General features: G+C 72.9%; 28 protein-coding genes. 11 read left to right on the forward strand and 17 right to left on the reverse strand.

Annotated elements, in window-relative coordinates; all coding sequences use genetic code 11:
• Positions 1 to 18 precede the first annotated feature (18 nt).
• The 5 genes from B1205_RS01485 to B1205_RS01505 all read right to left on the reverse strand — a co-directional run bounded on the left by B1205_RS01485 (position 19) and on the right by B1205_RS01505 (position 3,984).
• Entirely contained in the window at positions 19 to 1,905 is a 1,887-nt protein-coding gene (locus B1205_RS01485; protein ID WP_089153971.1) for a DUF2075 domain-containing protein, read from the reverse strand.
• Between the two features lie 128 nt (positions 1,906 to 2,033).
• The gene (locus B1205_RS01490) at positions 2,034 to 2,369 is read right to left on the reverse strand and encodes a nucleotide pyrophosphohydrolase (protein WP_089153972.1); all 336 of its coding nucleotides are present in this window, start codon (positions 2,367 to 2,369) and stop codon (positions 2,034 to 2,036) included.
• 50 nt (positions 2,370 to 2,419) lie between these two features.
• Positions 2,420 to 3,031, reverse strand: a complete 612-nt coding sequence (locus B1205_RS01495) for a DUF4352 domain-containing protein (RefSeq protein WP_254909631.1) — start codon at positions 3,029 to 3,031, stop codon at positions 2,420 to 2,422.
• A 505-nt stretch (positions 3,032 to 3,536) separates the two neighbouring features.
• Positions 3,537 to 3,719 (reverse strand): helix-turn-helix transcriptional regulator, encoded by a 183-nt coding sequence (locus B1205_RS01500; RefSeq protein ID WP_254909632.1) that lies wholly within the window; start codon positions 3,717 to 3,719, stop codon positions 3,537 to 3,539.
• A 28-nt stretch (positions 3,720 to 3,747) separates the two neighbouring features.
• Positions 3,748 to 3,984 (reverse strand): GntR family transcriptional regulator, encoded by a 237-nt coding sequence (locus tag B1205_RS01505; protein WP_089153974.1) that lies wholly within the window; start codon positions 3,982 to 3,984, stop codon positions 3,748 to 3,750.
• A gap of 319 nt (positions 3,985 to 4,303) precedes the next feature.
• Between B1205_RS01505 and B1205_RS01510 the strand changes: the two genes are divergently transcribed.
• A complete protein-coding gene (locus B1205_RS01510; protein WP_089154345.1) occupies positions 4,304 to 5,185 on the forward strand; it encodes a helix-turn-helix domain-containing protein in 882 nt (293 codons plus the stop codon).
• 41 nt (positions 5,186 to 5,226) lie between these two features.
• On the opposite strand, the gene B1205_RS29465 is transcribed toward B1205_RS01510, so the two are convergent.
• Both B1205_RS29465 and B1205_RS01515 read right to left on the reverse strand, forming a co-directional pair.
• Complete coding sequence (locus B1205_RS29465; RefSeq protein ID WP_176308390.1) at positions 5,227 to 5,367, reverse strand: hypothetical protein; 141 nt, start codon at positions 5,365 to 5,367, stop codon at positions 5,227 to 5,229.
• A 70-nt stretch (positions 5,368 to 5,437) separates the two neighbouring features.
• On the reverse strand, positions 5,438 to 6,055 hold the full coding sequence (locus B1205_RS01515; RefSeq protein ID WP_089153975.1) for a DUF6879 family protein: 618 nt from the start codon (positions 6,053 to 6,055) through the stop codon (positions 5,438 to 5,440).
• 241 nt (positions 6,056 to 6,296) lie between these two features.
• On the opposite strand from B1205_RS01515, the gene B1205_RS01520 reads away from it, so the two are divergent.
• Positions 6,297 to 8,810 (forward strand): GmrSD restriction endonuclease domain-containing protein, encoded by a 2,514-nt coding sequence (locus tag B1205_RS01520; protein ID WP_254909633.1) that lies wholly within the window; start codon positions 6,297 to 6,299, stop codon positions 8,808 to 8,810.
• Positions 8,811 to 8,818: 8 nt separating this feature from the next.
• Here the strand turns inward: B1205_RS01520 and B1205_RS01525 are convergent, their stop codons facing one another.
• A complete protein-coding gene (locus tag B1205_RS01525; RefSeq protein WP_254909634.1) occupies positions 8,819 to 9,307 on the reverse strand; it encodes a GNAT family N-acetyltransferase in 489 nt (162 codons plus the stop codon).
• Between the two features lie 171 nt (positions 9,308 to 9,478).
• Between B1205_RS01525 and B1205_RS01530 the strand changes: the two genes are divergently transcribed.
• Genes B1205_RS01530 through B1205_RS01550 form a run of 5 tightly spaced genes read left to right on the forward strand, consistent with a single transcriptional unit; the run spans position 9,479 to position 12,855 of the window.
• On the forward strand, positions 9,479 to 10,168 hold the full coding sequence (locus B1205_RS01530; protein ID WP_089153977.1) for a DUF6308 family protein: 690 nt from the start codon (positions 9,479 to 9,481) through the stop codon (positions 10,166 to 10,168).
• Between the two features lies 1 nt (position 10,169).
• Positions 10,170 to 10,421 carry a hypothetical protein gene (locus B1205_RS01535; protein ID WP_089153978.1) on the forward strand — a complete coding sequence of 84 codons (252 nt, stop codon included), beginning with the start codon at positions 10,170 to 10,172 and terminating at the stop codon, positions 10,419 to 10,421.
• On the forward strand, positions 10,418 to 11,419 hold the full coding sequence (locus tag B1205_RS01540; protein WP_140157956.1) for a hypothetical protein: 1,002 nt from the start codon (positions 10,418 to 10,420) through the stop codon (positions 11,417 to 11,419). Before B1205_RS01535 ends, B1205_RS01540 begins: the two co-directional genes overlap by 4 nt.
• Positions 11,420 to 11,451: 32 nt before the next feature.
• Positions 11,452 to 12,099 carry a hypothetical protein gene (locus B1205_RS01545; protein ID WP_140157957.1) on the forward strand — a complete coding sequence of 216 codons (648 nt, stop codon included), beginning with the start codon at positions 11,452 to 11,454 and terminating at the stop codon, positions 12,097 to 12,099.
• A gap of 3 nt (positions 12,100 to 12,102) precedes the next feature.
• Complete coding sequence (locus B1205_RS01550; protein WP_140157958.1) at positions 12,103 to 12,855, forward strand: hypothetical protein; 753 nt, start codon at positions 12,103 to 12,105, stop codon at positions 12,853 to 12,855.
• A 22-nt stretch (positions 12,856 to 12,877) separates the two neighbouring features.
• Here B1205_RS01550 and B1205_RS01555 read toward each other — a convergent pair whose 3' ends face one another.
• The 6 genes from B1205_RS01555 to B1205_RS01580 are packed head-to-tail and all read right to left on the reverse strand — an operon-like array spanning position 12,878 to position 18,370.
• Complete coding sequence (locus tag B1205_RS01555; protein ID WP_089153982.1) at positions 12,878 to 13,087, reverse strand: DUF4926 domain-containing protein; 210 nt, start codon at positions 13,085 to 13,087, stop codon at positions 12,878 to 12,880.
• Between the two features lie 8 nt (positions 13,088 to 13,095).
• The gene (locus B1205_RS01560) at positions 13,096 to 14,253 is read right to left on the reverse strand and encodes a WXG100 family type VII secretion target (RefSeq protein WP_254909635.1); all 1,158 of its coding nucleotides are present in this window, start codon (positions 14,251 to 14,253) and stop codon (positions 13,096 to 13,098) included.
• The gene (locus B1205_RS01565) at positions 14,250 to 14,570 is read right to left on the reverse strand and encodes a type VII secretion target (RefSeq protein WP_089153983.1); all 321 of its coding nucleotides are present in this window, start codon (positions 14,568 to 14,570) and stop codon (positions 14,250 to 14,252) included. Before B1205_RS01565 ends, B1205_RS01560 begins: the two co-directional genes overlap by 4 nt.
• A complete protein-coding gene (locus tag B1205_RS01570; RefSeq protein WP_089153984.1) occupies positions 14,557 to 14,958 on the reverse strand; it encodes a YbaB/EbfC family nucleoid-associated protein in 402 nt (133 codons plus the stop codon). Before B1205_RS01570 ends, B1205_RS01565 begins: the two co-directional genes overlap by 14 nt.
• A 53-nt stretch (positions 14,959 to 15,011) precedes the next feature.
• Positions 15,012 to 16,394, reverse strand: a complete 1,383-nt coding sequence (locus B1205_RS01575) for a pyridoxal phosphate-dependent decarboxylase family protein (RefSeq protein WP_089153985.1) — start codon at positions 16,392 to 16,394, stop codon at positions 15,012 to 15,014.
• A gap of 26 nt (positions 16,395 to 16,420) precedes the next feature.
• On the reverse strand, positions 16,421 to 18,370 hold the full coding sequence (locus B1205_RS01580) for a BTAD domain-containing putative transcriptional regulator (protein WP_089153986.1): 1,950 nt from the start codon (positions 18,368 to 18,370) through the stop codon (positions 16,421 to 16,423).
• Between the two features lie 95 nt (positions 18,371 to 18,465).
• On the opposite strand from B1205_RS01580, the gene B1205_RS01585 reads away from it, so the two are divergent.
• On the forward strand, positions 18,466 to 19,344 hold the full coding sequence (locus tag B1205_RS01585) for an alpha/beta fold hydrolase (protein ID WP_089153987.1): 879 nt from the start codon (positions 18,466 to 18,468) through the stop codon (positions 19,342 to 19,344).
• A gap of 27 nt (positions 19,345 to 19,371) precedes the next feature.
• On the opposite strand, the gene helR is transcribed toward B1205_RS01585, so the two are convergent.
• Complete coding sequence (gene helR, locus B1205_RS01590) at positions 19,372 to 21,525, reverse strand: RNA polymerase recycling motor ATPase HelR (RefSeq protein ID WP_089153988.1); 2,154 nt, start codon at positions 21,523 to 21,525, stop codon at positions 19,372 to 19,374.
• 401 nt (positions 21,526 to 21,926) lie between these two features.
• Here helR and B1205_RS01595 point away from each other — a divergent pair, with 401 nt between their 5' ends.
• Together B1205_RS01595 and B1205_RS01600 are read left to right on the forward strand one after the other, a co-directional pair.
• Positions 21,927 to 22,457, forward strand: coding sequence for a flavin reductase family protein (locus B1205_RS01595; RefSeq protein ID WP_089153989.1), 531 nt, complete (start codon positions 21,927 to 21,929; stop codon positions 22,455 to 22,457).
• Between the two features lie 37 nt (positions 22,458 to 22,494).
• The gene (locus B1205_RS01600; protein WP_217809738.1) at positions 22,495 to 23,397 is read left to right on the forward strand and encodes a zinc-binding dehydrogenase; all 903 of its coding nucleotides are present in this window, start codon (positions 22,495 to 22,497) and stop codon (positions 23,395 to 23,397) included.
• 24 nt (positions 23,398 to 23,421) lie between these two features.
• Here the strand turns inward: B1205_RS01600 and B1205_RS01605 are convergent, their stop codons facing one another.
• A complete protein-coding gene (locus B1205_RS01605; protein ID WP_176308392.1) occupies positions 23,422 to 24,414 on the reverse strand; it encodes a helix-turn-helix transcriptional regulator in 993 nt (330 codons plus the stop codon).
• Positions 24,415 to 24,511: 97 nt separating this feature from the next.
• Here B1205_RS01605 and B1205_RS01610 point away from each other — a divergent pair, with 97 nt between their 5' ends.
• Positions 24,512 to 25,084, forward strand: coding sequence for a DinB family protein (locus B1205_RS01610; RefSeq protein WP_254909636.1), 573 nt, complete (start codon positions 24,512 to 24,514; stop codon positions 25,082 to 25,084).
• A 29-nt stretch (positions 25,085 to 25,113) separates the two neighbouring features.
• Here the strand turns inward: B1205_RS01610 and B1205_RS01615 are convergent, their stop codons facing one another.
• The gene (locus tag B1205_RS01615; protein WP_089153992.1) at positions 25,114 to 25,935 is read right to left on the reverse strand and encodes an MOSC domain-containing protein; all 822 of its coding nucleotides are present in this window, start codon (positions 25,933 to 25,935) and stop codon (positions 25,114 to 25,116) included.
• Position 25,936 lies beyond the last annotated feature (1 nt).

Consider the following 25,936-nt stretch of genomic DNA (forward strand, 5'->3'; position numbering starts at 1 on the left):
GTCGTGCAAGGGCATGCGTCACCCTTCGTACACGGTCTCCAGACCTCGCCGCACCCGGACCAGCGACCTGAGCCAGTGTCGCGTCTCCGCGTCGGTGGAGTAGAGGATGGTGCCGCGCATCCCTCGGGTCAGCAGCACCTTGTAGGTGTTGCGGATCAGACGGTCGGCCTCAGCATCGTCGAGCGACTTACGGCTGCGGAAGGCCGGGTCCTTCGACTCCGTCCGCTGGGTGACCAGCCGTCCATCCCGAGCGACCAGGTCCGGTCCCAGGATCACGCCGGACCACTCGTACTCGAAGCCCTGCGCGGTGTACACGCACCCGACCTGCCCGAACCCGTCGGGGTCGGTGGCCCAGAACGCGCTGCCGGGAGCGTCGCCGACGCTGCGGTCGCTCTTGACGTTCCACGGCCGCGCCCAACTGCCGATCCGCACATCCCGCACCAGGGACTCGTCCGGTAGCGGATCGCTCCAGGGCCAGCAGTAGCCGGCCGACATGCGGGCCGTCTCCCCGGCAGCCTGCCTCGCGGCGAGGAACGTCTCCATCTCTTCCGGCGACTCGGCCAACCGCAGGTCGAAACGTCCGTCGCCGGTCCAAACGGAGGGCTGACCACCGTCGAGGCCGAGCAGGTCGAGGACCCATTCCTCGTACGCCTCACTGCCGCCGCACCGGAACTGGTCGTGCAGCGACACCACTTCGACGTCCAGGTTGAGTTGCTTCGCGTACGCGGAGATGACCTCGACGTTGCCCAGCTCGCCCGGCTTGACCACCTGGTGTTCGTCGAGCAGGAAGACCGGCACCCGGGCGGCGGCGATCAGCTCGTCGATCTGCGGGCGGGCCCGCTCCCGCTTCGCCTTGGGGGTGAACCGGTTGACCGACGTCTCGCGGATGCGGTGTGCCTCGTCGCAGATCAGCACGTCGAGGCCGTTGCGCTCGGCGGTCATGAAGCTGTTGAAGTAGCCGAAGAGGCTTTTCAGGCGGGTCGAGCCCTTGCCCGCGTAACGACGGAGCGTCTGCGTGAACGACCGTGAGCCGGTGGCGTGCATGACCGAACGTTGTTGCCGGGCGAGTTCACCGAGTACCGACAGTGCGATCACACTCTTGCCGCTGCCCGGCCCGCCCGAGACGACCACGACCGACTTGCGATCCGCGCTCCGCGAACGCTCCACGGCGTGCAGCACCAGTTCGTACGCCAATCGCTGCTCGCCCAGCAGCGTGAAGTGGGACCGTTCCTTCAGCTCCGCCGCCGCGTACGACAGCAGGTGCCTGCTCGGCCGGACCGAGCTGGTGAGGAAGCGGTCGGCGGCGGCCGCCCCGGACGTCGCAGCGAGGTGGCTGCGCAGGTAGTCGAGGAACTGACCCCGGCGCTGTTTGGTGAAGAGCCGGCTCTGCTCCGTCGGCCGCCGCAGAAGGAGGTCGGACACGTCTCGGTCGACCGCGTTGTGCAGGTATGCGGCACCGGCGATCGGGTTGCGGGCGTGCGCGAGCACGCCGAGGAAATCGGCGAGGTATTCGCAGTAGTCCGCGACCTGCACGCCGGGATGCAGCCGGGGGCCCGGGGCGTGCTCGACCAGGACGAGGCGGTCTGAGTCCTCGTACGACTCGGCTCGGGACCACTGCTTCAGCTCGACCACCACGTAGGAGTCCTCGCCGGTCCTCGGGTGTGTGCCGGCGAGGACCACGTCGATCCGCTTGCTGGTCAGCGGGAGTTGGTACTCCACCAGCATCTCGACCTGCCCGAGGCCGGCGTCCGCCAGGTCCTGCCCGAGCACGGGCAGGCTGCGCTCCCAGGACCGGCGTTCGGCTGGGCTCACATGATGTCCGATGTGCTCCGCGATCCGGTCGGCCAGGCCGCCGCCGGTCGCGTAGCGCAGTAGACCATCGGCGGAGGTGCGGAACGCTGACAAGACTTGCCCCCGGGCAGCACGAAGTGATCGTGCGCATGGGGGGCATGTCCGGCCGCGACCGGAAGCCCGTCGTTACGCGCCTGTACGGGTGGGACTGTAGCGAAGAGATCAACTCTCCGCACGCTCCGCTACCGCTTGGCTGCGGAGCCGCGGACCTTCTCGGCCGGATAGCGGACGGCGACCTCGGTCAACTTGGCCAGGGCCGCCTCCTCCAGATCGATGTCGAGGACGTCCGCCAACCGGGTCAGGTAGATCATGACGTCGCCGATCTCCGCCCGGACCCGGGCGCCAGCCTCGGCGTCGTCCATCACCGCACCCGCCTGCTCAGGCGTCAGCCACTGGAACTCGGCGACCAGCTCGCCGACCTCGCCGGCAAGCGCCATGACGAGATTCTTCGGCTTGTGGAACTGCTGCCAGTCACGTTCCTCGGCGAACGCTCGTACCCGAGCCGTCAGGTCGTTCATCCCCGCAGTCTGGCACGGGCGAGACGAACGACCTGACGGGAAGCGGCCTGTCACAGGGTCACGACGGCGTCCTTGGCGAGTGTGAAGAGACCGGCGTCGAAGGTGATCGTCTTCAGCTTTGTCCCCTTCGGTACGTCAAAGAAGACATTCGCCTTCACGGAGTTGCCGGGGTTGATCTCATCGAGGAAACCGCTGCCGTCCTTGTTCCCGTAGATGCCGGCCTCGCCATCGGCGCTGTACTTCCGGCCACTGGCATCCTGTGCCGTGATCGTTCCGTCAGCATGGAACAGGTGCGGGGACTTCGTCACGTTCTTCACCGTGATGGTGATCCGGCAGAAACTACCCTGCGCCTTCTGGTTCAGGAACGAATCACCGACCTGGCTGATCCCGCACTTCAGCCCGTTCACCGTGAACTCGAAGTCGCCGCCACGAACCTTGTCGCCGATCCCGTAGGCCTTGGGTCCGGCCACGGAGGGCTTTGACGGTGCTGCCTTGCCAGGAGGGGCTGCACTGCTTTCCGGCGCGACCGTGGAGGACGTCGTCGAGTCGGGTGAGCCTTTTGCCGCCTGCGCCTCCGCCACCTGGTTGGACGTCTTGTCGGTTGGTGCTGAATCCCCTGTGACGGCACCAACCACGCCCAGCCCGCAGCAGAGAGCGACCATGGCTCCCGCGCCGACAAGAACGGGGATCAGCCAGACCGGTCGACGGGGAGCCGTCGGTGCGGCGGAGGGCGGCATCATCGGAGGCGCGCCGACAAGCGGCGGTGGCCCCCCGGGTGGTGGCCCGTACGGTTGATTCTGGCTCGGTTGGCCAGGAAAGGTCATGATGAGATCCCCACAAGTCGCCTGCGACACCGTGCCGCGAGTCCCGTCGACGGTATTGGCCGTGCGGGCCTCGTAACCGGCCTTGTCAGGTTGGAGACAAGGGTCAGGGTCGGAACTGTCTTCATGGGCAGATCGCATTCCTGCGGAAGTGGCGGCGTGACCGCCGATCGGCCGGCTGGACAGCCGTGCTGATCACCCGATGCGAACCGGGAGGGCATCGCCTGCCGACTGCCGTGCCTCGTCCACGGGCAGACCGGCCTACCTCGTGTAGCAATGTGGAAGAACTCGCCAGGCGGAGCGGGGGAGGACATCGTCGCTGGCCCGGGTTGGCGTGCTGGAACGCCTACTTCGAGCCGTCTTGAAGGTCGGGGCGGTGGTCGCGGATCCACCGTTTTACGTCCTCGGTCAGCCAGATGCGGCCGACGGACAGCACTGCCACCGGATCGGGGAACGTCTTCGAGTTGGTGATCTGGTAGGCGCGCGTACGTGAGACGCCAAGCATGTTCTGCACCTCTTGGCTCGCCACCAGCGAAAGTATCTCCACGGGCAGAGGCCTACGGCCTCTGTCCCGTACTGCCGGCGACGAAGACGCCGATGCCCTGTCGGCCCTCCAGGACGCCCGACTCGATCAGGATGTCGATGGCCTTTCTGACGGTCACGCCCGAGGTGTCGTACTGCTCAGCAAGCTCCCTGGTCGTCGGCAGTTTGTCGCCGGGCTTGAGGAGTCCGGCATCGATCCGGTCCAGGATGTCCTGCCGGATTCTTCGCCACAGCGGCACGTACGGCACCATGCGCCGACTCCACCACAGCCAACACGACGTCATGCAACCTATGCCATGTTTAAAGTCTATAGCATGTTTGACTTGTTTAATTGTAAAGTGGCCCGAGGTGGATGGTCGTGGAAGGGCGCCGTCGAGGCGGCGGGGCCTGCCGTACCCGAAGAGATCGTGACCTCGCGGTGCGACGGTGCGGAGGTCTACCAGCGGGCCGAGCGGTCATTGGCGGCTGCGGCGCGCAACCAGCGTGTGGACCGCTATCGCCCGCGGGCGTCCCGCAGGCGGCCCGGCGGATCGTGCCGGGGGAGTGGTCCGGCCGAGGGGAGGCGTGCGGATGGCTGAGCTGGCGGGCTCGTCGGTGCCGCGCCGGGCGCTCGGGCGGACGGTGCGGGAGCTGCGCACCGAGGCACGGATGACGCTGGACGGCGCGGCGGCGGCGTTGGAGTGCAGCCGGCAGAAGGTGTGGCGGATCGAGAGCGGCCTCGGCGTGGTGCGCGGGGTCGACGTGCGAGCCATGTGCGAGCTGTACGACGCGCGGCCCGAACTGACCGCCGGACTCGTCGCCCTGGCCGGGGAGACGCGGGGAAAGGGTTGGTGGCACGCGTACGGCGAACCCGTACCCGAGTGGTTCGACCTCTACGGCGGCCTGGAGTCCGCCGCATGCCGGCTGCGCGAGCACGCCGGGGCGCTGGTCCCCGCACTGTTGCAGACCCGGGGGTACGCTGCCGCGACCCACCCGCCCCACCCCGACGCGACCGGCGAGGAGCGGGAACGGCTGCTCGAGGCGCGGCTGCGCCGGCAGGACCTGCTCCGGCGGCGGCTGCCCCGACCGCCCCGGTTCGAGGTGATGCTCTGCGAGGCGGTGCTGCTGCGGCAGGTGGGCGACATGGCGACCATGGCCGGGCAGCTCCGGCACCTGGCCGACGCGGGCCGGCTGCGGCACGTGTCGATCCGGGTGCTGCCGCTCGCCGCCGGTGGGCACGCCGGGGCGGTCGCCGGCCCGTTCGTGCTGCTGGACTTCCCGCCGGGGCTGCGCGTCGACCCCGACCCGCCGGTGGTCTACCGCGAGTCGTTGACCGGGGCGCTCTATCTCGACCGGCCGGCGGAGTGGGCCGCGTACGAGCGGGCCTGGGCCAGCCTGGATGCGCTGGCGCTGAGTGAGGAGGAGTCGCGCCGACTGATCCTCAAGACGGCCGAGGAGCTGCACCCCGGTTGAGAGGAGGAACCGCGAGCCCGTTGCTACCGGCCGATCCGGGCTCACAACGTCTGCTCGACCTCGCGCGTTTCCTCACGCACCAGGTAGTCGCTCGGATCCAGGCCGAGCGTCTTGCGGCGCTCCGAGGCCCAGTAGGCGGCGTTCGCCTCCTCGAACGACTCGGGCCCGTCGTAGGAGATCACCCAGATGTGCTGGCTGCGCGCGTGGTCCTTCCGCGAGNGATTTGTGCGGTTCTTGCCATGCCCGGCACCCTCATCGAGCTGTCAGCCGAGGTGGCTTCAGGGGTGCCACCGCGCGGGCGAAGAACTCGTCGAGCGGCTCACCATCGCGGTAGAGCGACTCGATGAACGCCTGGCAGCGCGCTGCCAGTTGCGGGTCGAGCCAACGCCGGGCCGCCGTCAGCACCCCGTCGGCGTCGTAGATGGCTTCGTACATGACCTCGGTGCCGAGGGTGTAGAGCTCCGGAAGGACGCCCTTCTTCTCGGCGGGGGCGATCGCTGCCGCGTCCACCACACGGGTCAGGCCGCCGTACTCGTGGCGCAGCCGCAGCACGTGCAGCTCCCACTGGAGGTAGGGCGTCAGCGGCTCGTCGACGATCCGCACCCGCCGGGTGGCGAAACCGCTGTCCTTGATGCGTCGGTAGTACTCCGCGAACTCGGCGCGGCGCCCTTGGAGGAGCTGTAGCGACTCCTCCCAGCGGCCGGCCGCGAAGGCGCGCCAACCCTCGTCCGTGGGCTCCTTGAAGGTCTGCTGCCGTTCCAGCTTCCAGAACCCGGGACCGGTCGTCCTCCAGAACCTGTCCTCGAAGTCAGCCCAGTAGTCCGTCAGGTCGAGTCGATTTGCGGAGTCCCCGCTGCGAAGTTCGAGCATCGGGAATGCCCTGGCCGGCTCCCCACGTCGTCCACTCAACTCGGCCTCCGGGTGGGAACTGCTCGGCGCTCGTCGTGCGGAACAACGAGTGACCTGAGCGTCGCCTGGCTGGCTGTCGACTATCCGACGCGGCAACCCTCTTCGCATGTTGCCCTCGGTCGCTTCGATCTGGTTGTCTTGCCGGCTCAAGGGCGGGTCCAAACGGGACGGGTGCGGGATGGTCACGGCGCAGGAAACCACTTTGCAGGCTCTGCTGGAGGGGGCGAAGCAGTATCACGTTCCCCTCTACCAGCGGACCTACTCGTGGACCGAGCTCCAACTGAAACGGATCTGGGACGACGTCTGCCAGCTCGCCAGGGACCGGGCCGAGCATCCGTCCGCCACCCATTTCATCGGCTCGCTGGTGCTCGCGCCGAGCCCGGCCATGGGTCCGGTCGGTGTCGCCGAATACCTCGTGGTGGACGGCCAGCAGCGGCTCACCACGCTGACCATCCTGCTCTGCGCCATCCGCGACCGCCGGGCCGAGCATGAGAGCGAGAAACACCGGCTGCGGCTCGACCAGCAGTACCTGACCAACCCGTTCGAGGAGCAGCGCTGGCTGAAGCTGGTCCCCACCCAGGCCGACCGGGACGCGTACGTGGCCTGCGTGAGGTCGACGCCGCAGGCCGGCGGCGACAACGCGGTGGGTCGGGCATACCGGTTCTTCGCCAAGGCGCTGGACGGCCTCGGCGCCGCCGAGGAACCGATCGCCATCGAGCGGATCGAGAGCGCCGTGATCACCGGGCTGGCGTTGGTGGCGATCACCGCCAAGCCAGGCGACAACGTCTACCGGATCTTCGAGTCGCTGAACAACACCGGGCTGACGCTCACCCAGGCCGACCTGCTGCGCAACTACATCTTCATGCGGCTGCCCAACCGGGGGCAGGCCGTCTACGAGTCGCTCTGGCTGCCGTTGCAGCAGCGGTTCACCCCGACGGAGCTGGTCCTGCTCTTCTGGCTCGACCTGGTCCATCGCGACCCGAAGGTCAAGCAGACCGACACGTACGCGAGCCAGCAGGCCCGCCTCGAGAAGCTACGGACCGAAGCGGACGTCGAAGCCGAGGTGCAGCGGTTCAGCCGGCTCGGCGCCCTGCTGCGGGTGATCCTGCACCCCGCCGAGGAGCACGACCCGGCCGTACGGCAGCGGTTGGAGCGCCTGAACGCGTGGGGCACCACCACCGTCTACCCGGTGCTGCTGCACCTGCTCGACCGGCGGGACCGGGGCACGGCGACCTCCGAGCAGATCGCCGCCGCGATGCTCTATCTGGAGAGCTTCTTCGTCCGGCGGCTGCTGATCGGCCGGAGCACGATGAACATCAACCGCATCCTGCTCGCCGTGGTCACCGAGATGGACCGGGACCTGCCGGTCCACGAGGCGGTGCGGCGATACCTGTCGACGGGCCGCAAATACTGGGCCGCCGACGCGAGCCTGCGAGTTCTGGTGCGGACCATCCCGTTCTATCTCAACGGCCGGGCCAGCCAGCGCAACCTGGTGCTGCGCTGGCTGGAGGAGTCCCACGGCAGCAAGGAGCCGGTGGCGCTGGAAAAGCTGACCATCGAGCACGTGCTGCCGCAGACCCTCAGCGACGAGTGGCGGCAGATGCTCGCCGCCGACCTCGACACCGACGAAACCCCCGACGAGGCGCACGACGGGCTCGTGCACACGCTGGGGAACCTGACCCTCACCGGCTACAACTCGGAGCTGAGCAACAAGCCGTTCGCCGCCAAGCGAATCGCCCTGGCGAAGAGTGGCATCCAGTTGAGCCGGGACATCGCCGACCGGCAGCGCTGGGGCTGCTCGGAGATCCTGGCGCGGGCGGACGCCCTCGCCGACCGGATCATCGCCATCTGGCCCGGTCCCACCGAGGAGACCGGCAACCAGTCCGACGTGCCCTGGGACGTGCTGGCGAAGGCGCTCGCCGAGCTGCCGGCCGGTTCGTGGACCACCTACGGCGACCTGGCCGCCCTGATCGGCACGGCCCCGCAGCCGGTGGGCAACCGGCTGGCCACCCACCCCACCTTGAACGCCCACCGGGTGCTCCAGGCGGGCGGGGTCGTCGCGGGCAACTTCAAGTGGCTCGAACCCGGCCGCACCGACGACCCGCGTGACGTGCTGCGCGCCGAGGGCGTGACGTTCGACCAGAACGGCCGCGCCGACCAGGCCCAGCGCCTCACCGTCGAGGAGTTGGCGCAGCTCGCCGGGGTGACGGCGCCCGACCTGCCCGAGCCGCGACGTCGCGCCACCGGCGACGTCGACCGCGCCGCACGGTTCATGGAACAACTCACCGCAGCCCAGACGCCGGCGGTCGCCACGGCCACCGCCGTCGTGCTCGACGCGTGGACCACCATGGGCGGGATCCTGGGCTACGGCGACGGCGACGAGACCTCCTGCTTCCTCCTTGCCCGGGGGAAGGAACACGAGTACGGCAACATCTGGCCGGTGACGCTCTATCCCAGCAGCGGGAAGTGCGAGGTCGTCTTCCAACACCTCAGCATCCGGACGCCGTTCGACGCGGTGGCCCTGCGGGAGGAGCTGCGGCAGCGGTTGAACCAGTTGCCGGGTGTCCAGATCGCCGCCGCCAAGCTCGCCCTGCGACCGGGCTTCCCGCTGACCGTCCTCGCCGACACCGACGCCCGCGAGGCGCTGCTCGACCATTTGCGCTGGTTCTACGGCCAGGCCCAGGTGCCCGCCTCGGACGAACTGGTCGTCGACTGACAGCCGCGTCAGGACCGCCCGTTGAGCAGCAGCTCGTAGACGGCGCGGTCCTTGCCCGGCCCCTTGAAGTTCGACGACACCTGCATCCCCTCGACCTCCCGGTCGCCGGGGACGTTGCGGAACCCGAGCGTGAGCCACGTTCCGTGCGCCGCCCGGTTCCCCGGCTCCGAGGTCAGGTAGAGCCGGCGGCACCCCCACCCCACCGCGCGGGCCCGCACCGAGTCGAGGAGCAGCCGGGCCACGCCCCGCCGACGGAAGTCGGGATGGACCACCACATCCTGCACGTAGACGTCGGTCGGGTCGTCCTGGCTGCGGAACGCGATCGCCGCGCCGGCCATGGTGCCCTCCGACACCGCCACCGGACACGTCGACGAGAAGAGCCGCGCGTACAGCCAGTACTCCGACGAGGTGCGCGGACGCACGTACGGCTCCCCGAGCGCCATCAACCGTTCCACGTCCCCGGTCGCCTCCGGCCGTAACGGGCTGACGATCACCATGCCTCCTCACCTCGGTTACCACCAGGATGGCCCAACACGACCCGGTCGCTACGGGCGACCGGGTCCACGACCAGTCGCGTTCCTGACTGACTACTTGATCCACTCCGCGGGTCTGGTTGGCTGGCCCGATTGCATCCCGCATGACCGGAGCGAACGCCCCGAAGGAGACCCATGAGCCAACCCCGCACCCTCGCCGAGATCGTGGCCGTGCTGGACGCGCCCGACTCGGTCGGCGATCTCCGTCGCTATTTTCACGGAGCCGATGGTGCGTCGTTCACCGGCGGCCAGTTCGACCTGCTCGGTGGCGGCGGCTCCCGCCCCGAGGTGGCGAACACCGTCACCGCCGAGGACCTGGTCGCGGTCGAGCTGCTCGGCGTGGCCATTCCCGCGCCCCAGCGGCTCGACCTGCTGCAAGGTCCGCTCGGCCGCAAGGTGTCAGCGGAACTGCTCGCGATCCCCACGGACGTCGAGTTGGGTGAGGACGACGCGCTCGCGTACGTCATCGGTGGTGGCCCGGCGGACGCCGCGTGGCATCTGTTGCGTGACACGCCCCGCATCGGCTGGGTCATCGCCGGCAAGCTGCTCGCCCGCAAGCGTCCGAAGCTCGTGCCGGTGTACGACGCCGTGGTGTCCTGCGCCTACGGCACGCGCAGCGGTTTCTGGGAATGGCTGCACGGCACGCTCCGCGAGGACGACGGCGCCCTGGCACGACGGCTCGACGCCCTGCACCGGGAGGCCGAACTGCCGGCCGGGGTCAGCCGGCTGCGGGTGCTCGACGTCGTGTTCTGGATGCGGCACCGACCTGACCACCGCGCCAGCGGCTGCCCCGGCCTGCGGCTGCCCGATCCCGTGGAGCGATGACATGCGCGAGATCACCATCCGCGTCGAGTGCGCGGACCCCAATCGCTACGCGGACATCGCCAATGCCGTCTGGGCGCAGATGAACGCGACCGGCTGCGACTTCAGTGTCACCCCGGACGACCAGGCCGACGCGGCCGCGCTCGACAGACGGTGGGACGACTACAGCGGCGTCTCGTGGGCGGCCGGCGGTCGGCGCGGCACGCCGCAGGCCGTCGCGGCCAAGGCGGCCCGGGCCGGCAAGCCGACGGCATGAGGAGCCGCCGGCAGCAGCCCAGGGTGGTGTGCTGCGTCAACTGCGGCGAGACCGTCCACGGCCGGGCGAACTCGCGCGGTCGCGGACCGGACATCGCGTGGTACGCCCACTGCCACCCCTGCGCCGCCCTCGTCGCGGACCAGATGGAGCGGCTCGACCAGCTGCCCGACGACAGCGGCGTGCAGCTCCACCGGTGCCGACGCTGTGGCACCGGCCGCGTCTGCCGCACCGGCTGGCGGACCCGCTGCCACATCTGCCTGGACGAGCGCTCGGCCGGCTACGCGCTCGCGGCCGGCGAACGCCTGCTCGCCCGCGTCCCGCACGAACCGGCCCTCGCGGCCCAGGTCCGCCGGTTCGCCGGCCTCACCGAAGAAGACCCCATTCCGGTACGCGCCGCCGCGGAGTTCCAGGCCGCCGTCGCTCTCGGCAGCGAACTCGACCGGCGTCGCCGGGACGGCTGGACCGACCTCGCCGGTGACGTCCACGGACTGCCGTGGTGCGGTGAGCGGACCGGACCCTCGTCCCACGGCACCTGGGGCGTCCACGACCGGTGCGGGCGCTGGCAGCAGCGCCGGGACCGGGCCTGCCCGCAGTGCCCGCCGGAGCCGGGCGACCGGTCGTTCGCCGCGTTGAGGGACACCCCCTACCTGCTCTACCTGGTCCGGCACCGTGGGCTGCTCAAGTTCGGGGTCGGTCGCCCGGCTCGGGTACGGGAGCACCTGCGCGCCGGCGCGGAACTGGTGAAGGTGGTCGAGGGGCGCCACGCCGACGTCATCGCCGCCGAGGCACGTCTGAAGCTGCTGACCACACCACTGCGGAAGTGGCGCAAGCGGCGGATGCCCGGATCGTTCGGGCGGGGAACCGAGGTGGTGCGCAAACGGGTGCAGATCCGGCTCGCCGACGTGCTGCCCGACGGCCGCGACGTCACCGACCTTTTCGGGGCGTCGACACGCCGGGCCGGTGCGACGTCGAGTGCGCGCAACCGGGAGAGCGGCTGACCATGGCTTACCTCACCATCGCCGAGCGGGTCATGCAGGAACTGCTACGCGCTCGGGCCCCGCTCGACGACGACGAACTCGCGCGACGGTTGGACGTGCGGCCGCGACAGACGATCAACCAGGCATGCCGCAGGCTTGAGCAGAGCCGCCGGCTCCGCCGGTACCCCGGGGCCCACGGCAAGATCGTGAACGAGCTCCGCGCCGAATCGGCGGACGCGCAGGTCGAGCAGGAGATCCTGCCGGAGCCGGCGGCGGGAGACAGCGCCACCCAGCGGCGTGCCGAAGGAGTCATGCTCGCCCTGCTGGGTGATCGACTCGGACGGAAGCTGCAGCCCCGCAGATTCGTGCTGCCTGATGGCGCGCGGGTCGAGGTCGACGGCGCAGACGAGGAGCTGACCGTCCTCGCCGAGGTGTGGGCGCACCAGGGGCCACCCAAAGCCGCGCAGAAGAACAAGGTGCTGGCGGACGCGATGCGGCTGCTGTTCGTCGCCTCGACGCTTCCCGCGCGGCCGCGCATGGTGCTCTGCCTGTCCGACGAGGACGCGGCCCGACACTTCACCACTGCCCGGTCCTGGGCGGCCAGTGCACTACGGAGCTTCACCATTCAGGTCGAGGTGGTCGAACTGCCGCCCGAGTTGAGGAGCGAGATCGTGGCCGCACAACAGCGCCAGTACCGGTGAACCGTGACCGCCTTGACCACCATCGGAAGCCAGGGTGACATGCGGTACGTCGCGCCGGTCGGCGATCCCTTGATCCTTCCAGTGCCGCCACGTCTGGCCAGTTGGAACGCGTCCGGGCATCCCGACCAGGTGAAGCTCGGGGAGTACCTCGCCGCTGCCGAGCGACTCGTCCGGCCGCGGCTCGACACGCTCGCCGGCCCGCTCGTGCTCAAGCTCGACGTCGGCCTACCTGCCGAGACGCCGTTGCTCGTCCATCACGATCTCGACAATTACCTGTTCCCACTGGCCTCGTACCTGGTCCGGAGGACGGGACGACAGTTCGTCAGCGCGTGGGCCACCAAGCAGACGGCGTCGACATCCTTTCTCCGGGTGGACCGGGCACAGCCGGTCCACGGTGACTTCGCTCCGGATCGCCACTTCACGGTCCGCACCACCGCATCGAGTCAGTCCGCCGGCTTCAAACAGCAGATCCACGACCAGCTCAGCAGCGCAGAACCGATTCCGGAGGGGCCGGTCTCACTGCACCTGACCTTCACCCTGGGTCCGGGCCGGAACTGGATGAACCTGTGGAAGCCGGCGATCGACGCGTTCGAACGTATTCTCGGCCGGGCCACACCGGAACGACCGTGGCACCCCCGAGACGACCGGATCGTCGAGTTGGGTCTGCACTCTCGGACTGACACGGCGTTGAGGCATGACGTCTCGATCGACATCGCCGCGACCGAAGCTGAGCGCCGACTGCCACCTCACCCCTGACCGGCCGCCGCCGGACGCTGGACTACCGCCCAGCACCGTTCGCCGAGACAGGAGAGAGCTTCTCCGGGGTCAGGGCAACAGTGTTGACGGTTCGGCCGTCCTCGTCGGCGAACTCCACTTCGTAGGCGAGTTCGGGCCGGTGGAACACGTGGACGATGGTGCCGACCGCTCCAGCCGGCAGCTTCTCCTGCGGCAGGGCATCCCTGAGTTGGACCAGGTCGTACAGATCCACGTTCGTCCTCACTTGGGTGGGAAGGAGATGGTGACCAGGCGCGGAGGAGACGTGGCCCCGGTTTCGAGGATCCACGCGGTCCGCACCAGGATAGTTCCGGTCGGGCCGGTCAGGGGCACGTCGACCGACCAGCGCTGGCCGTACTGGTCGGTCTTGCCGTGAATCGGCGACCCCTGCTGAACGCCGTCACGGATCTGCCGCTCGATCGTCATCGCATCCTCGGGTCCGAGGCCGGTGGCGGCGTTGATGACCCGATACTTGTTCCTGCCCACGGGATGTTCGGGGTTCATGGCGTAGCCCGTGATCTTTCGTGAGTCGATCTCCGGGTTGCTGAAGTCGGGGGCATCAGGATCGCGTGGCACCCGGGGCGGTTCCGCATTTCGCGACGGAGGTGGATCGGGCGGTTGGCGGTGCAGCCGACCCAAGCCCTGCCTGAGCCTCTCGATCAGCTCTCCGAGTCGCCGCACCTGCGGCATCAGCCGCCGCAGGCTCGCCAACAACCCGCGCAACAGCCGCGCGATCCGCGCCCCCCACGACGCCACCGTGGTGGTGACCTGCTCCACCACCAGCGGCGTCGCGAGCCCCGCCGTCGCCACCAGCTCGGCCGCGTACCCGATCAGGCGGGACACGCAGGCGGCGACGGCGTCGCGGACCAGTAGCCGCACGGCCGCGACCAGGCCGGCCGCGCCCTCGGTGATCGCGGCCATCGCCTCGGCGCCCTGGGCGAGCCCGGTGAGGGCCTGCTGCTGCTCGCCGGCCCAGCTCCGGTATCCGCTACCGGCGACCCCGGTCCAGCCGGCGACCTCGCCGCGTACGGCGTGGGCCAGCTCGGCGGCGTCCTCGCGCAGCGACGCGGCGACGGTACGCCAGGTCTGCGCGTGCGCGGTGATCTCGGCGGGGTCGCCGGCGAGCCAGTCCAGGGCCTCGCTGAGCGGCCGGACGTGCTCGATGAGCCAGGCGATGCCGTATTGCAGCAGGGCGCCGACGGGGTCGGAGACGAGGGCGAGCGCGTCGAGGCCGGCGCTGACCACGCCGAGGCTGCCGTCGATCCAGTCGCCGGTACGCACGCCCCGGGCGATGAGTTCGATGTCCTCGCAGATCCACACGCCCGCCCAGGTGCCGGGCCCGGTGTCCGCCGCGCCCGCGACCAGCGGGTTGGTGGTCACCGCCGGTGCCGTGACCGGTCGAGCAGGCGCGCGGCCCGATCGTCGGCGGCGCGGTAGCGCTCGGCGCTGGAGCGTACCCGGTCGGCGGTGTCGCGGACCGAGGCGGCGGCGGCGCCGACGCCGTCGACCAGGGTGCGTTGGAGGCCGTCGAGCAGGACCGGCATGACGGCGCAGAGCTGCCCGTACGCGTCGGCGCTCAACCGGACGTGCCGGGCAGCCTGCCCGGCGGTGTCGATGCTGTCGGCGCAGCGGTCGAGGTGGGCGGCGTGTGCGGTCAGGTCGTCCGGGTCGACCCGGAGGGGTTCACCGGCGGGCATCCGGCGGGCCCTGGCCGGGGTCGAGTCGCCGCCGGTGGCTCTCCACGATCGCCCGCGCGGCCGGGTCGTCCGCGCCCAGCGTGTCGATGGTCGCGTCGGTGAGCTGCCGCAGCAGGTCGGCGTGGGCGGCGCGGGTGGTCGTCATGATCTGCCGGGCGGTGTGTGCGGCGGAGTGCTGCCGGGTGCGTTCGTCCAGCCGAAGGTCGGTCAGCAGCCCCGACGGGTCGACGGTGACCTCGACCAGGCCGTCGGCGCTGCGGGCGGTGCCGGTCAGCGCCCGCGTGCGCTGCGCCAGCGCGGTCGCCCGCGCGGCCCGGGCGGCGAGCGTCGACTCCCACTCGTCGAGCCGGTGCGTCGCCGCGTCCAGCGCGGCCTCGTCCGCCCACATCGCGACCCTCCCCGGGGGACAGTGGTGAGCGCCACGCTACCAACCTCTCGCACTCAGTAGGGGCCCCGATGTCCGGCGAGGCGGACGATCGCCGCCACCGACCGGTCCACGTCGGCCTCCGTTGTGGTCGCGTTCGACACCGAGATCCGCATCAGCCGCCGCCCCCGCCACGTCGTCGGGCCCACCCAGCACGTCCCGTCGGCCTGCGTCGCGGCCACCACCCGGTCAGTGCGCGCGTCGTCGCCGAAGCCCACCAGGACCTGGTTGAGCACCACGTCGTTGACCACCTCGAACCCGGCCTCGGCCAGCCCGTCGGCGAACCGGCGGGCCAGCGCGCAGCACCGCTGCACCAGCGCGGCGACACCGTCGCGGCCCAGCTCCCGCAGCCCGGCCCAGACCGCGAAGCCACGGGCGCGCCGCGAGGACTCCGCGGTCAGGTCCGCGCCCGCCGGCACACCACCGGAACCCACGAGGTACGCGGCCGCGAACGCCATGGCCGCCGCGTGCGCGTCGGGTCGGGCGCAGAACGCGAACGCGGTGTCGTACGGCAGGTTCAGCCACTTGTGCCCGTCGCAGGCCCACGAGTCCGCCGCCTCGACGCCGTCCACCAGGTGCCGGGTGGCCGGGTTGGCGGCGGCCCACAGCCCGAACGCGCCGTCCACGTGCACCCAGCCGCCGTGCCGGTGGACCAGGTCGCACGCCCGCCGCAGCTCGTCGCAGGCGCCGGTGTTCACGTTGCCGGCCTGGAGGCAGACGACGGTGGGGCCGGGCCGGGCGTCGCGCAGCGCCGCCGCCAGCGCGTCGACGTCGATCGCGCCCTGCGGGCCGGCGGGCACCTCCCGCACCGCGTCGGTGCCGAGGCCGAGCAGGCGCAGCGAGCGGTCGATCGTGGCGTGGCGTTCGACGCCGGCGTACACCCGCACCGGCGGTGCGCCGGTCAGCCCGCGTCGTTCCACGTCCCAGCCGGCGTCGGCGAGCACCCGGTGCCGGGCGGCGGCGAGCCCGGCGGTGTTGGCCGCCTGCCCGCCGGTGACGAAGCCGACCGACGCCGACGCCGGGAGACCCAGCAGGTCCTTGAGCCAGGTCCCGGCGGCCGTCTCGGCGGCCACCGCGGCGGGCGAGGTGACGGCGTTGAACGCGATCTGGTCCCATCCGACGGCGAGCATGTCCGCGGCGGTGGCGGCCGGGGAGGCGCCACCCACCACGAAGCCGAAGTAGCGCGGGCCGGCGGTGGCGACCAGGCCGGGTTCGGCGGCGGCCACCAGCTCCGCCAGCACCCGCCCGGGCGGGGTCGGGGTGGCCGGCAGCGGGGCGGCGAACGCCCGGGCCAGCGCCGCCTGGTCGACCGGCACCCCGACCGGGCGGTCCGGCAGCGACCGCCGGTAGTCGGCCGCGTGGTCGGCGGCCCGCCGGAACAGCTCCTTCAGCTCGTCCATCGCCGCACCCTAGCCCCGGCCGCCGGTCATCCCGACCCGAGCGCGGCGTCGAGCCGGGCCAGGTGTTCGGCGACCGGTCCCACGGTGAGCATCCCGCTGCCGGCACCGGCCACCTCGTGGGCCGCCGGGGCGAGCGCGTCCCGGGCCCGGCGCGCGACGGCCCGGTCGTCGAGGGCGACCGCGGCCCGGCCGGTCAGGCACCACAGCGCCTCCATCAGCAGGTCGCGCGGCGGCGTCGGGGTGCGGCGCAGCGCGCCGGCCGCGTCCGCGCGCTGGCCGGCGGCGAGCAGGACCAGCGGGCGGGCCCACGGCGCGTACGGCCCCCAGTCGGTGTCGGCGGGCAGGTCGGCGGGCAGGTCGTGCCAGACCCGCAGGCAGAGCAGCGCCAGCGGCGGCAGGCCGTGCGCGACGCCGGGCATCCCGCAGTCGGCCAGCCGGGCCGCCGCCGCCCGGTAGGCCGCCTCCGCCTGCGGGTACGGCGCCCCGGCCGCGGCGGTCCGCACCGCCCGGTACCCGTCGGTGAACACGCCGACCAGCGGGCGTTCGTGCCGGGCGGCGAGCCGGTCGGCGGCGTCGGCGTGCCCGTCGGCGCCGGCGAGGTCGGCGAGCGCGCCGAGGGCCTGCACCCGGATCAGGTGCCCGAGGATCTCGACCGTGGCCAGGCCGTGCCGGGCGCCCACCTCGACCAGTTCCGCGCCGACCGCGTCCCGCTCCGCGGCCAGCCCGGCGCGGTGGAAGGTCTGCATGAACACGCCGTTGAGCGCCTGGGCCAGCAGCGCCGGGTCGGCGAGCCGCCGGGCGATCGCCTCCGCCTGACGGGCCGCCTCGGGTCCGCGCCCCGACGCGTCGCCGCGCGACTCGACCGCGACGGTGGCCAGCAGCCGGGCCCGGGTCGTCTCCGGCGCGTCCGGCCCGAGGCCGGCCAGCGCCCGCTCGGCTGCGGCCACCACGCGGGCCGCCTGCTCGGGGTCGTCCGAGCGGGTCCAGATCGCGGGTACGTCGTAGCCGCCGACCACCCGCGCGGTGAGGTCCGCATCGCCCAGTTGCTCGGCTGCGGAGATGGCGGCCAGGCGCTGGTCCCGGGCCGCCGCCAGGCCGCCCGGCCCGGTCACCGCGAGGCTGCGCAGCAGGCCGACGGTGGACTCGATCCGGGCCCGCGCGCCGGGCACCACGCTGCGCTCGTACGCGGCGGCGGTCTCCGCCCAGACCCGCGCCGGGTCGGTCGGCTCCGGGTCGGCCTGACGCAGCAGGTCGGTCTCCAGCCGGCGCAGCCGCGGGCCGGGGTCCAGCCCGAGCCGGTCGCGCAGCAGCTCACGGGCCCGGCGCAGCACCGCGAGCGCGTCGGCCTGCCGCCCGGCGTGGTAGAGCGCCAACGCCAGCAGCCGCCAGCCGTCCTCCCGCCACGGGTGCGCGGCCGCGTGGGCGTCGAGGTCCGGTACGGCGTCGGCGGCCCGGCCGAGCGCCAGCAGCGCCTCGGCCCGCCGCTCCACCGCGGTCAGCCGGAGCTGGTCGAGCCGGGCGCGTTCGGCGTCCGCCCACGGCCGGTCGACGCCGGCGTACCCGGGTCCACGCCACCAGCCCAGCGCCGCGTCGAGGCGGTCCAGCGTCGGGCGGGGAAGCGCGTCGGCGGCGCCGGTGACGGTGTCCTCGAAGCGCCAGGCGTCGACCGTGTCCGGGGCGGCGCGCAGCGCGTACCCCGGTCCGTCGGTGACCAGCAGCCGCGCCGGCTCGCGCGGTGGACGGTGCGGTTCCAGCCGGCGGCGCAGAGCCGCCACGAACGTGCGGACCGCGCCGACCGCGCCCGGCGGCGGGTCGTCCCACAGGTCGTCGACGAGGTGCCCGACCGGCACCACCCGGCCCCGGGCCACGATCAGCCGGGCCAGCACCGCCCGGTGCCGGGGCCCCTTCAGGTCGACCGCTCCACCGGAGTCGTCCCAGGCCGTGACCGGCCCGAGCACACCAAAGCTGACCTGCACCGACCCCTCCTCGACCCGGCCACCGTACCGCGCTCATCGGTTGCTCATCCGGCGTCGCCACGCTGGACCGGTACGACGACGAGAGAGGCACCGAGATGAGCACCGCAATCGCAGGGTTCGACTACCAGCGCGTCACCGTCGACGGGGGCGTGGCGCTGAACGTGGCCGTGGGCGGCTCCGGCAGCCCGGTCGTGCTGCTGCACGGCTTCCCGCAGACCCACCTCATGTGGCGGCACGTCGCCGCCGACCTGGCCGCCGACCACACCGTGATCTGCCCGGACCTGCGCGGCTACGGCGCCAGCGACAAGCCGGCCGCGGACACCGAGCAGACGTACGCGAAGCGGACCATGGCCGCCGACGTGGTGGCGCTGGCCCGCGCGCTCGGGCACGAGCGGTTCGCCCTCGCCGGGCACGACCGGGGCGCGCTGGTCGCGGTCCGGGCCGGGCTGGACCACCCGGACACGGTCACCCACCTGGCGTCGCTGGACGTGCTGCCCACCCTCGACATGTGGGACGTGCTGCACGGCGCGTCCGCGTCGGTGGCGTTCCACCTCTACCTGATGGCGCAGCCGCCCGGCCTGCCCGAGCGGATGATCTCGGCCAGCGCCGACGCGTTCTTCGGCCACTTCCTCGACGCCTGGGCCGGCGACCCGGCGGCGATGCCGGCGCCGGTGCGCGCCGAGTACCTGCGGGCGTCCCGGGAGGCGGTCGACTCGATCGTCGCCGACTACCGCGCCTCGGCCGGGATCGACGTGGCGCACGACCGGGCGGACCGGGACGCCGGCCGGCGGCTGGCCATGCCGGTCACCGTGATCCAGCAGGACTGGGGCGCGGCGCTCGGCTACGACGCGGCGGCGGTGTGGAGGGCGTGGGCCCCGGACCTGGAGCACCGCACCACCTCCGCCGGGCACTTCATGGCCGAGGAGGCACCGGCCGAGATCAGCGCCGCGCTGCGCGCGCTGCTGACGCGGTAGCGCTGCGCCGCGGGCCCGGACGGGCGCTCACTGCCCGGTGAGGACGACGAGCTGCCGGGTCGCCCGGGTCATCGCCACGTAGCGGTCCACCGCGCCGGTGATCCCGTCGCCGAACGCCGCCGGGTCGACGAGCACGACCAGGTCGAACTCCAGCCCCTTGGCCAACTCCGGGGTGAGCGACCGGACGCGGGGCGTCGCCGGGAACGCGGGGTCGCCGACGACGCACGCGGTGCCCTCGGGGTGGGCGGCGAGCCAGCCGTCCACCACCGCGCCCAGGTCCGCGCGGGCGCCGTGACGCACCGGCACGTCGCCGGTGCGGATCGAGGTCGGCACGTTCGCGTCCGGCAGCACCGCCCGGATGACCGGTTCGGCCGCCGCCATCACCGGGGCCGGGGTGCGGTAGTTGACGGTCAGCGAGGTCACCTCGACCCGGTCGAACCCGACCCGCTCCAGCCGTTCCCGCCACGACTCGGTGAACCCGTGCCGGGCCTGCGCCCGGTCGCCGACGACGGTGAAGCTGCGCGACGGGCAGCGCGCCAGCAGCATCTGCCACTGCGCGTCGGTCAGCTCCTGCGCCTCGTCCACCACGACGTGCGCGAACGGGCCGGCCAGCGCGTCCGGCTCGGCGACGGCCAGCGCGCTGGAGTCGACCAGGCTGGTCCGCATGTCCTCCCCACGCAGCATGGTCATCAGGCCCTCGCCGTCGTCGTAGGCGTGCGTCGCGATGAGCGCGTCAACGACCGTGTCCATCCGCTCCCGCTGCGCGGCGAGGACCGCCTCGTCGCGCCGCCGCCGGCGGGACGCCGCCGGGTCGCCGACGCGCTGCCGCGCGGCGTCGAGCAACGGCAGGTCGGCCACCGTCCAGGCCCGGGGGTCGGCGCGTCGCAGCGTACGGATCTCGTCCACGCTCAGCCAGGGGGCGCACCGGTGCAGGTAGGCCGGCACCGACCAGAGGTCCGCGACGACGTCGGTCGGGTCGAGCAGCGGCCACGCCCGTCCGAACGCGGCGACCAGGTCCCGGTGGCGCGCCAGCGACCGGCGTACGGCGGCCTCCGGCTCCTCGCCGTGGTAGCGCTCCAGCAGGGCGGTGAGCAGCTCCTCCCACACGTCGTCGCGCGCGTCGTTGTGCGGCGTGCCGGGCGTCGCGGCCTCGAACGCCCGGGCCCAGTCGTCGGCGCTGACCCGCAGCTCGGCGTCCTCGATGCCGACCCGCAGCCCGGTCGTCGGCGGTTCCTCGTAGAACCGGACCGCCGCGTCGACGGCCCGGACCAGGTCGGCGGACGCCTTCAGCCGGGCCACCGCCGGGTCGGTCTCGGCCGCCGCGGCGGTGCCCTCCGGGACGAGGTCGCGCAGCGTGCAGATCTGCACGTCCTCCTCGCCGAGGCTGGGCAGGACGTCGGCGACGTAGCTCAGGTACGGCTGGTGCGGGCCGACGAACAGCACCCCGCCCCGGCGCGCGCCGAGCCGCGGGTCGGCGTGCAGCAGGTACGCGGTGCGGTGCAGCGCGACGACGGTCTTGCCGGTGCCCGGTCCGCCGTCGACCACCAGCGCGCCCCGCGAACCCGCCCGGATGATCGCGTCCTGGTCGGCCTGGATGGTGCTCAGCACGTCCCGCATCCGGGCCGACCGGCTGGCGCCCAGGCTGGCGACTAACGCGGACTGGTCGTCGAGGGCGGCGTGCCCGGCCAGCCCGTCGGCGGTGAACACCTCGTCCCAGTAGTCGGTGATCCGGCCGTGGGTCCAGCGGTACCGGCGGCGGCTCGCCAGGCCCATCGGGTTGGCGTGGGTCGCGCCGAAGAACGGCTCGGCGGCGGGGGAGCGCCAGTCCACCAGCAGCCGGCCGCCCGCCCCGTCGGTGAGACCGAGTCGCCCGACGTACACCGGTTCGGCGCCGTCCGCGCCGACCATCCGGCCGAGGCAGAGGTCCAGCCCGTAGCGGCGCAGGGTCCGCACGCGGGCGGTCAGCCGCCGGATCTCCTGGTCGCGCTCGACGGCCTGGCGGCCCTTGCCGCCGGCGGCCCGGCGTGTGGTGTCGAGCCGGTCGGACAGCTCGGCGATCGAGCGTCGGAGGCTCTCCTCGATGGCCGTGAAGTGCCGCTCGTCGTCGGCGACGAGGCCGGGGTCGGCCTTCGCGCAGAGGCGCTCGGGGAGATCGAAGACGCTGGTGGTGGGCGGTTTCAACGGGGTCGGCTCCGATCTGCGGACACGCGGGGCCCTCCGCCTGTCGCGGCTCGTGGGTGCGTGGGGAATCGGTGTACGGGCGGCAATTCTGCGCCGTACCCCGGGTCTTGCCGCAAGACCGGGGGTGCGCTATATGTTGGTGGTGGCGGGAGGTCCCGCCGTTGCTGGGAGCGCGGGCGGCGAGGCCGACCCGGTGCGCAGCCTGGCCATCCTCGGGAGCACCCGGCAGCCGCCGAGGAATTCTCCCTTGAAATTCCTACCTGAGTGATAGGAAAATGATCGCGGTTCCCCTTTAGGGGTGGCGACCCCCTGGGACCCCGGCCGGCGGCCGGTTACCGTCTTCGCCGGGGGCCGCGGTGGCCGACCTCACCGAGCCCGGCGTCCATCACGGGAGGAACGTCATGTCCGAGCCCGCCGACACCCCGACCGACGCCGACGCGGACGGGCTCCGGACGCTGCTGCGGCACCAGGCCAGCACCGTCACCGTGGTCACCGCGGCGGGTCCGCCCGCTGTCGGCTTCACCGCCACGTCGTTCACCTCGGTGTCGTTGGCCCCGCCGATCGTCTCGTTCTGCCTGAACCTGGGCTCGTCGAGCTGGCCCACGGTGTCCCGCGCCCGGCACGTCGGGGTGCACCTGCTCGCGCACGGGCAGCACGAGCTGGCGCGGCGGTTCGCCACCAGCGGCATCGACCGCTTCGCCGGCCCGACCCGCTGGCAGCCGGGCCCGGAGGGCGTCCCGCTGCTCGACGACACGCTGGCCTGGCTGCTGTGCCGCGTGGTCGACCGGGTGACCGTCGGCGACCACGCCATCGTGCTCGCCGAACCAGAGCTGCTGCGCCATGCCGACGTCGGCTCGCCGCTGCTCTACCACCGGGGCGGTTACGCCGGCCTGGCCGGCGCGACCGACCCACCGGGCCGCCGCGCCGCCTGACCACCGCCGCCGTATTAAGATCCTTTGTGGAGGTTTCGTGCGTGCCATCGTCGCCGCCCCCGACGTCGAGCCGGGGTACCGGCTGGCCGACGTGCCCGATCCCGAGCCCGGGCCCGACGACATCCTGGTCGAGGTCGAGCACGTCGGGGTGAACCACGGGGAGGTGCGGTACGTGGGCGCCTGGCCGGCGGGCGCGATCCTCGGCCACGACGCCGTCGGTCGGGTGGTGCGTGCCGGCGCCACCGGCCCCCGCGTCGGCGACCGGGTCGTCGCGCTCGGCGCCGGGGCCTGGGCCCAGCGCGCGGTCTTCCCGCCGGACGCGGTGGCGACGCTGCCGCCGGACGCCGACGTCGCCCGCTTCGCCGCGCTGCCCACGGTCGGCCTCACCGCACTGCGGTCCCTGCGGGAGGCCGGCCCGCTCTCCGGTCGCCGGGTGCTGGTCACCGGCGCGTCCGGGGGAGTGGGTCGGGTCGCCGTGCAGCTCGCCCAGCACGGCGGCGCCCGGGTGGTCGCTGCCGTGGGCGCCGCCGAACGCGGCGCCGGGCTGGTCGAGCTGGGGGCGGACGAGGTCGTGGTCGGGCTCGGCGCGGTCACCGGGCCGGTCGACGTGGTGGTGGAGACCGTGGGCGGCGCGCACCTGGTGGACGCCTGGCGGCTGCTGGCGCCCGGCGGGACGCTGCTCAGCGTCGGCTGGGCGTCCGGGGAGCCGGCGACCTTCCCGGTCAACTCCACCTTCGCCCCGGGTGCGTCCCGCTCGCTGCGCTCGGTCGGCGACGTCTCCGCACCCGCGGCGGACCTCGCCGTCCTCGTCGGGATGGTCCGTGCCGGCGCGTTGGAGGTCCCGGTGGGCTGGCGTGGCTCCTGGCGCCGGCTCGACGAGGCGGCCGAGGCGCTGCTCGGCCGGCGGGTGCCGGGCAAGGTCCTGCTCGACGTGGACTGAGGGCACACCCGGTCCGCCCCGGCGTCACCGGTCCGTGGCCTGGGCCGCGGCGGCGTAGCGTCGGGCCAGGCGGGCGAAGGCGGCCCGTAGCTCGGGCGGCCCGACCACCTCGATGTCCGCGTCGTACCGGCCGAGCACGGCGGCCAGGCCAGGCCAGGACCAGCCGCCCAGCACCAGCCGGCAGCGGTCCGGCCTGAGTTCCTCGACCAGGCCGTCCCGGGTCCAGGTGGAGACCGTCCGGGCGGGCAGGTCGAGGATCACCTCCCCCCGGCAGGGCCAGTCGCCCGGGCCGGCCGCCCCGGCGAACCGGCCGGCGACGAAGGCCGCCACGTCACCGCCGGGCAGCTCCCGGGGCGTGAACCGGGGGCCGGTGGGCGTACGCGGGCTGATCCGGTCGACGCGGAACGTGCGCCAGTCGTCGCGGTCCAGGTCCCAGGCGACGAGATACCAGCGCCCGCCCCAGGTGACGAGGTGGTGCGGTTGCGTCCGGCGCGGCGGCGGCACGGCCTCGCCGGGCCCGGCGGTCGGCCCCGGCGGATAGTCGAAGCGCAGCTCCACCCGCGCGTGGACGGCGGCGCTGAGCGTCATCAGCAGGCTCGGCTCGACCCGCGGCCCGGTCGCGTCGCCGGCCCGGCCCACGGCGACGACCCGCAGGGCGTCCACCCGGTGCCGCAGCCGCGCCGGCATGACCTGCCGCACCGTGGTCAGCGCCCGCGCGGCGGCCTCCTCGATGCCGGTGACGCCGGTGGCGGCGGTCTGCAACGCCACGGTGAGCGCGACCGCCTGCTCGTCGTCGAACAGCAGCGGCGGCAGCGCCGAGCCGGCGCCCAACCGGTAGCCCCCGTCCGGGCCCTTGACGCTCTCGATCGGGTAGCCGAGCCCGCGCAGCCGGTCCACGTCGCGGCGCACGGTGCGGCCGCTGACTCCGAGCCGGTGCGCCAGCAGCGCGCCCGGCCAGTCGCGGCGGGCCTGGAGCAGGGACAGCAGGGACAGCAGGCGGGCGGAGGTCGTCGACATGTCCTGCATTCTGCCGACGGAAGCGGACACAACCTGACCGCTACGGGTGCGAGAGTCGACCCGTACCCGATCAGTGACCGGAAGGAACCCGATGACGATGACCGCCACGACCAACACCACCCTCGACGCCGAGCGGACCGACCTGCTCGCGGCGCTCGCCACCGCGCGGGCCACGCTGACGAACACGGTGCGCGGCCTCACCGACGCGCAGGCCGGCGAGCGTCCCACCGCCAGCGCGCTCTGCCTGGGCGGCATCCTGAAGCACGTGGCGTCCACCGAGGAGGCGTGGCTGCGGTTCGTGGTGGATGGTCCGGCGGCGATGAGCTTCGCCCTGCCCGACGGGGTGACGTGGGCGGACTTCATGGCCGGCACCGCCCGCGAGCTGCCCCGGTGGGCGATCGACCGGGAGCGTGACTTCCGGATGCTGCCCGAGGACATGCTGCCCGCCATCCTCGACCGGTACGCGCGGGTGGCCGCCCGCACCGAGGAGATCGTCGCCTCGGTCGACGACCTGTCGGCGACGCACCCGGTGCCGGAGGCGCCGTGGAACGAGCCGGGCGCGGTGAAGAGCGTCCGCGCGGTCCTGATCCACGTGATCGCCGAGACCACCCAGCACGCCGGGCACGCGGACATCCTGCGCGAGACCCTCGACGGGCAGACCACCACCTGAGCAGGCCGGCGGTACGGGTGGCGGCCGGGTCAGTCGGCGGTGACCGGGTCGCCGACCCGGATTTCGCCGGTGCCCACCGGGATCAGCCGGATGCCGAACCACGTCTTGCCGTCCTGCCGCCGGTGCCGGGCGAGCGTGCGGATCGGCTCCTTGCCGCTGGTGAGCGTCACCGGGTCGATCAGCGTGAGCTGGCAGCGGTCGCAGCGGGCGGCGAACCGGAAGTCGACCGCGCCGATCCGCAGCCGGGTCCAGCCGTCCTCGGCGAACGGCGCGACCGGCCCGTCGAGCACCACCGTGGGCCGGAACCGGGCCATCGGCAGCGGATCGGGTGCCAGCTCGCCCCGCTCGACGGCGCCCTCGGCGATCCAGTCCCGCAGCCGGCGCAGCGACGGCAGCGTGGTGGCCAGCAGCGGACCGGCGTCGGAGAGGTTGAGCGGGTCGCCAGGGCGGCCACCGTCGACGGCGGCGACCGGCCGGCGGCGCGGATCGTCCAGCCAGCCCAGCCGCACCGGGCGGTCCAGGCGCGCGGAGAGCCAGTCGTGGGCCGCATCGGTGGTGAGTCGCACCGTGTCCAGGCCGGACAGGGTGGTCGCGGCCGGCGGCCCGTCCACCGGCTCGGTGACGGTCAACCACCCGCCGTCGCGGTCGGTCAGCGTGACCGACCCGGGGCCGGGCGTCGCGGTCAGGCCGAGCATCCCCGGCGCGGTGGACGCGCTCAGCACGCCGCCGTCGGGTTGCAGGAGCACCCAGCGCCGGTCGTGGCGCAGCCCCCACGGCTCGACCGTGGCGCGGTCGACGTCGACGCCGCCGAGGGACTTGACCGGATGGACGTGCATCGAGGTGACCTGCATG

This window comes from Micromonospora sp. NBS 11-29 (assembly GCF_002140155.1).
GTDB lineage: Bacteria > Actinomycetota > Actinomycetes > Mycobacteriales > Micromonosporaceae > Micromonospora.

Excerpts from the sequence above, each read along its gene's own strand:
- B1205_RS01490 (WP_089153972.1), bottom strand. The coding sequence starts at position 2,369 with ATGAACGACCTGACGGCTCGGGTACGAGCGTTCGCCGAGGAACGTGAC.
- B1205_RS01585 (WP_089153987.1), top strand. The coding sequence starts at position 18,466 with ATGAGCACCGCAATCGCAGGGTTCGACTACCAGCGCGTCACCGTCGAC.
- B1205_RS01575 (WP_089153985.1), bottom strand. The coding sequence starts at position 16,394 with ATGGACGAGCTGAAGGAGCTGTTCCGGCGGGCCGCCGACCACGCGGCC.
- B1205_RS01510 (WP_089154345.1), top strand. The coding sequence starts at position 4,304 with ATGGCTGAGCTGGCGGGCTCGTCGGTGCCGCGCCGGGCGCTCGGGCGG.
- B1205_RS01570 (WP_089153984.1), bottom strand. The coding sequence starts at position 14,958 with ATGTGGGCGGACGAGGCCGCGCTGGACGCGGCGACGCACCGGCTCGAC.
- B1205_RS01540 (WP_140157956.1), top strand. The coding sequence starts at position 10,418 with ATGAGGAGCCGCCGGCAGCAGCCCAGGGTGGTGTGCTGCGTCAACTGC.
- B1205_RS01505 (WP_089153974.1), bottom strand. The coding sequence starts at position 3,984 with ATGGTGCCGTACGTGCCGCTGTGGCGAAGAATCCGGCAGGACATCCTG.
- B1205_RS01535 (WP_089153978.1), top strand. The coding sequence starts at position 10,170 with ATGCGCGAGATCACCATCCGCGTCGAGTGCGCGGACCCCAATCGCTAC.
- B1205_RS01495 (WP_254909631.1), bottom strand. The coding sequence starts at position 3,031 with ATGGTCGCTCTCTGCTGCGGGCTGGGCGTGGTTGGTGCCGTCACAGGG.
- B1205_RS01565 (WP_089153983.1), bottom strand. The coding sequence starts at position 14,570 with ATGCCCGCCGGTGAACCCCTCCGGGTCGACCCGGACGACCTGACCGCA.
- B1205_RS01605 (WP_176308392.1), bottom strand. The coding sequence starts at position 24,414 with ATGTCGACGACCTCCGCCCGCCTGCTGTCCCTGCTGTCCCTGCTCCAG.
- B1205_RS01610 (WP_254909636.1), top strand. The coding sequence starts at position 24,512 with ATGACCGCCACGACCAACACCACCCTCGACGCCGAGCGGACCGACCTG.
- B1205_RS01615 (WP_089153992.1), bottom strand. The coding sequence starts at position 25,935 with ATGCAGGTCACCTCGATGCACGTCCATCCGGTCAAGTCCCTCGGCGGC.
- B1205_RS01530 (WP_089153977.1), top strand. The coding sequence starts at position 9,479 with ATGAGCCAACCCCGCACCCTCGCCGAGATCGTGGCCGTGCTGGACGCG.
- B1205_RS01595 (WP_089153989.1), top strand. The coding sequence starts at position 21,927 with ATGTCCGAGCCCGCCGACACCCCGACCGACGCCGACGCGGACGGGCTC.
- B1205_RS01545 (WP_140157957.1), top strand. The coding sequence starts at position 11,452 with ATGCAGGAACTGCTACGCGCTCGGGCCCCGCTCGACGACGACGAACTC.
- B1205_RS01515 (WP_089153975.1), bottom strand. The coding sequence starts at position 6,055 with ATGCTCGAACTTCGCAGCGGGGACTCCGCAAATCGACTCGACCTGACG.
- B1205_RS01525 (WP_254909634.1), bottom strand. The coding sequence starts at position 9,307 with ATGGTGATCGTCAGCCCGTTACGGCCGGAGGCGACCGGGGACGTGGAA.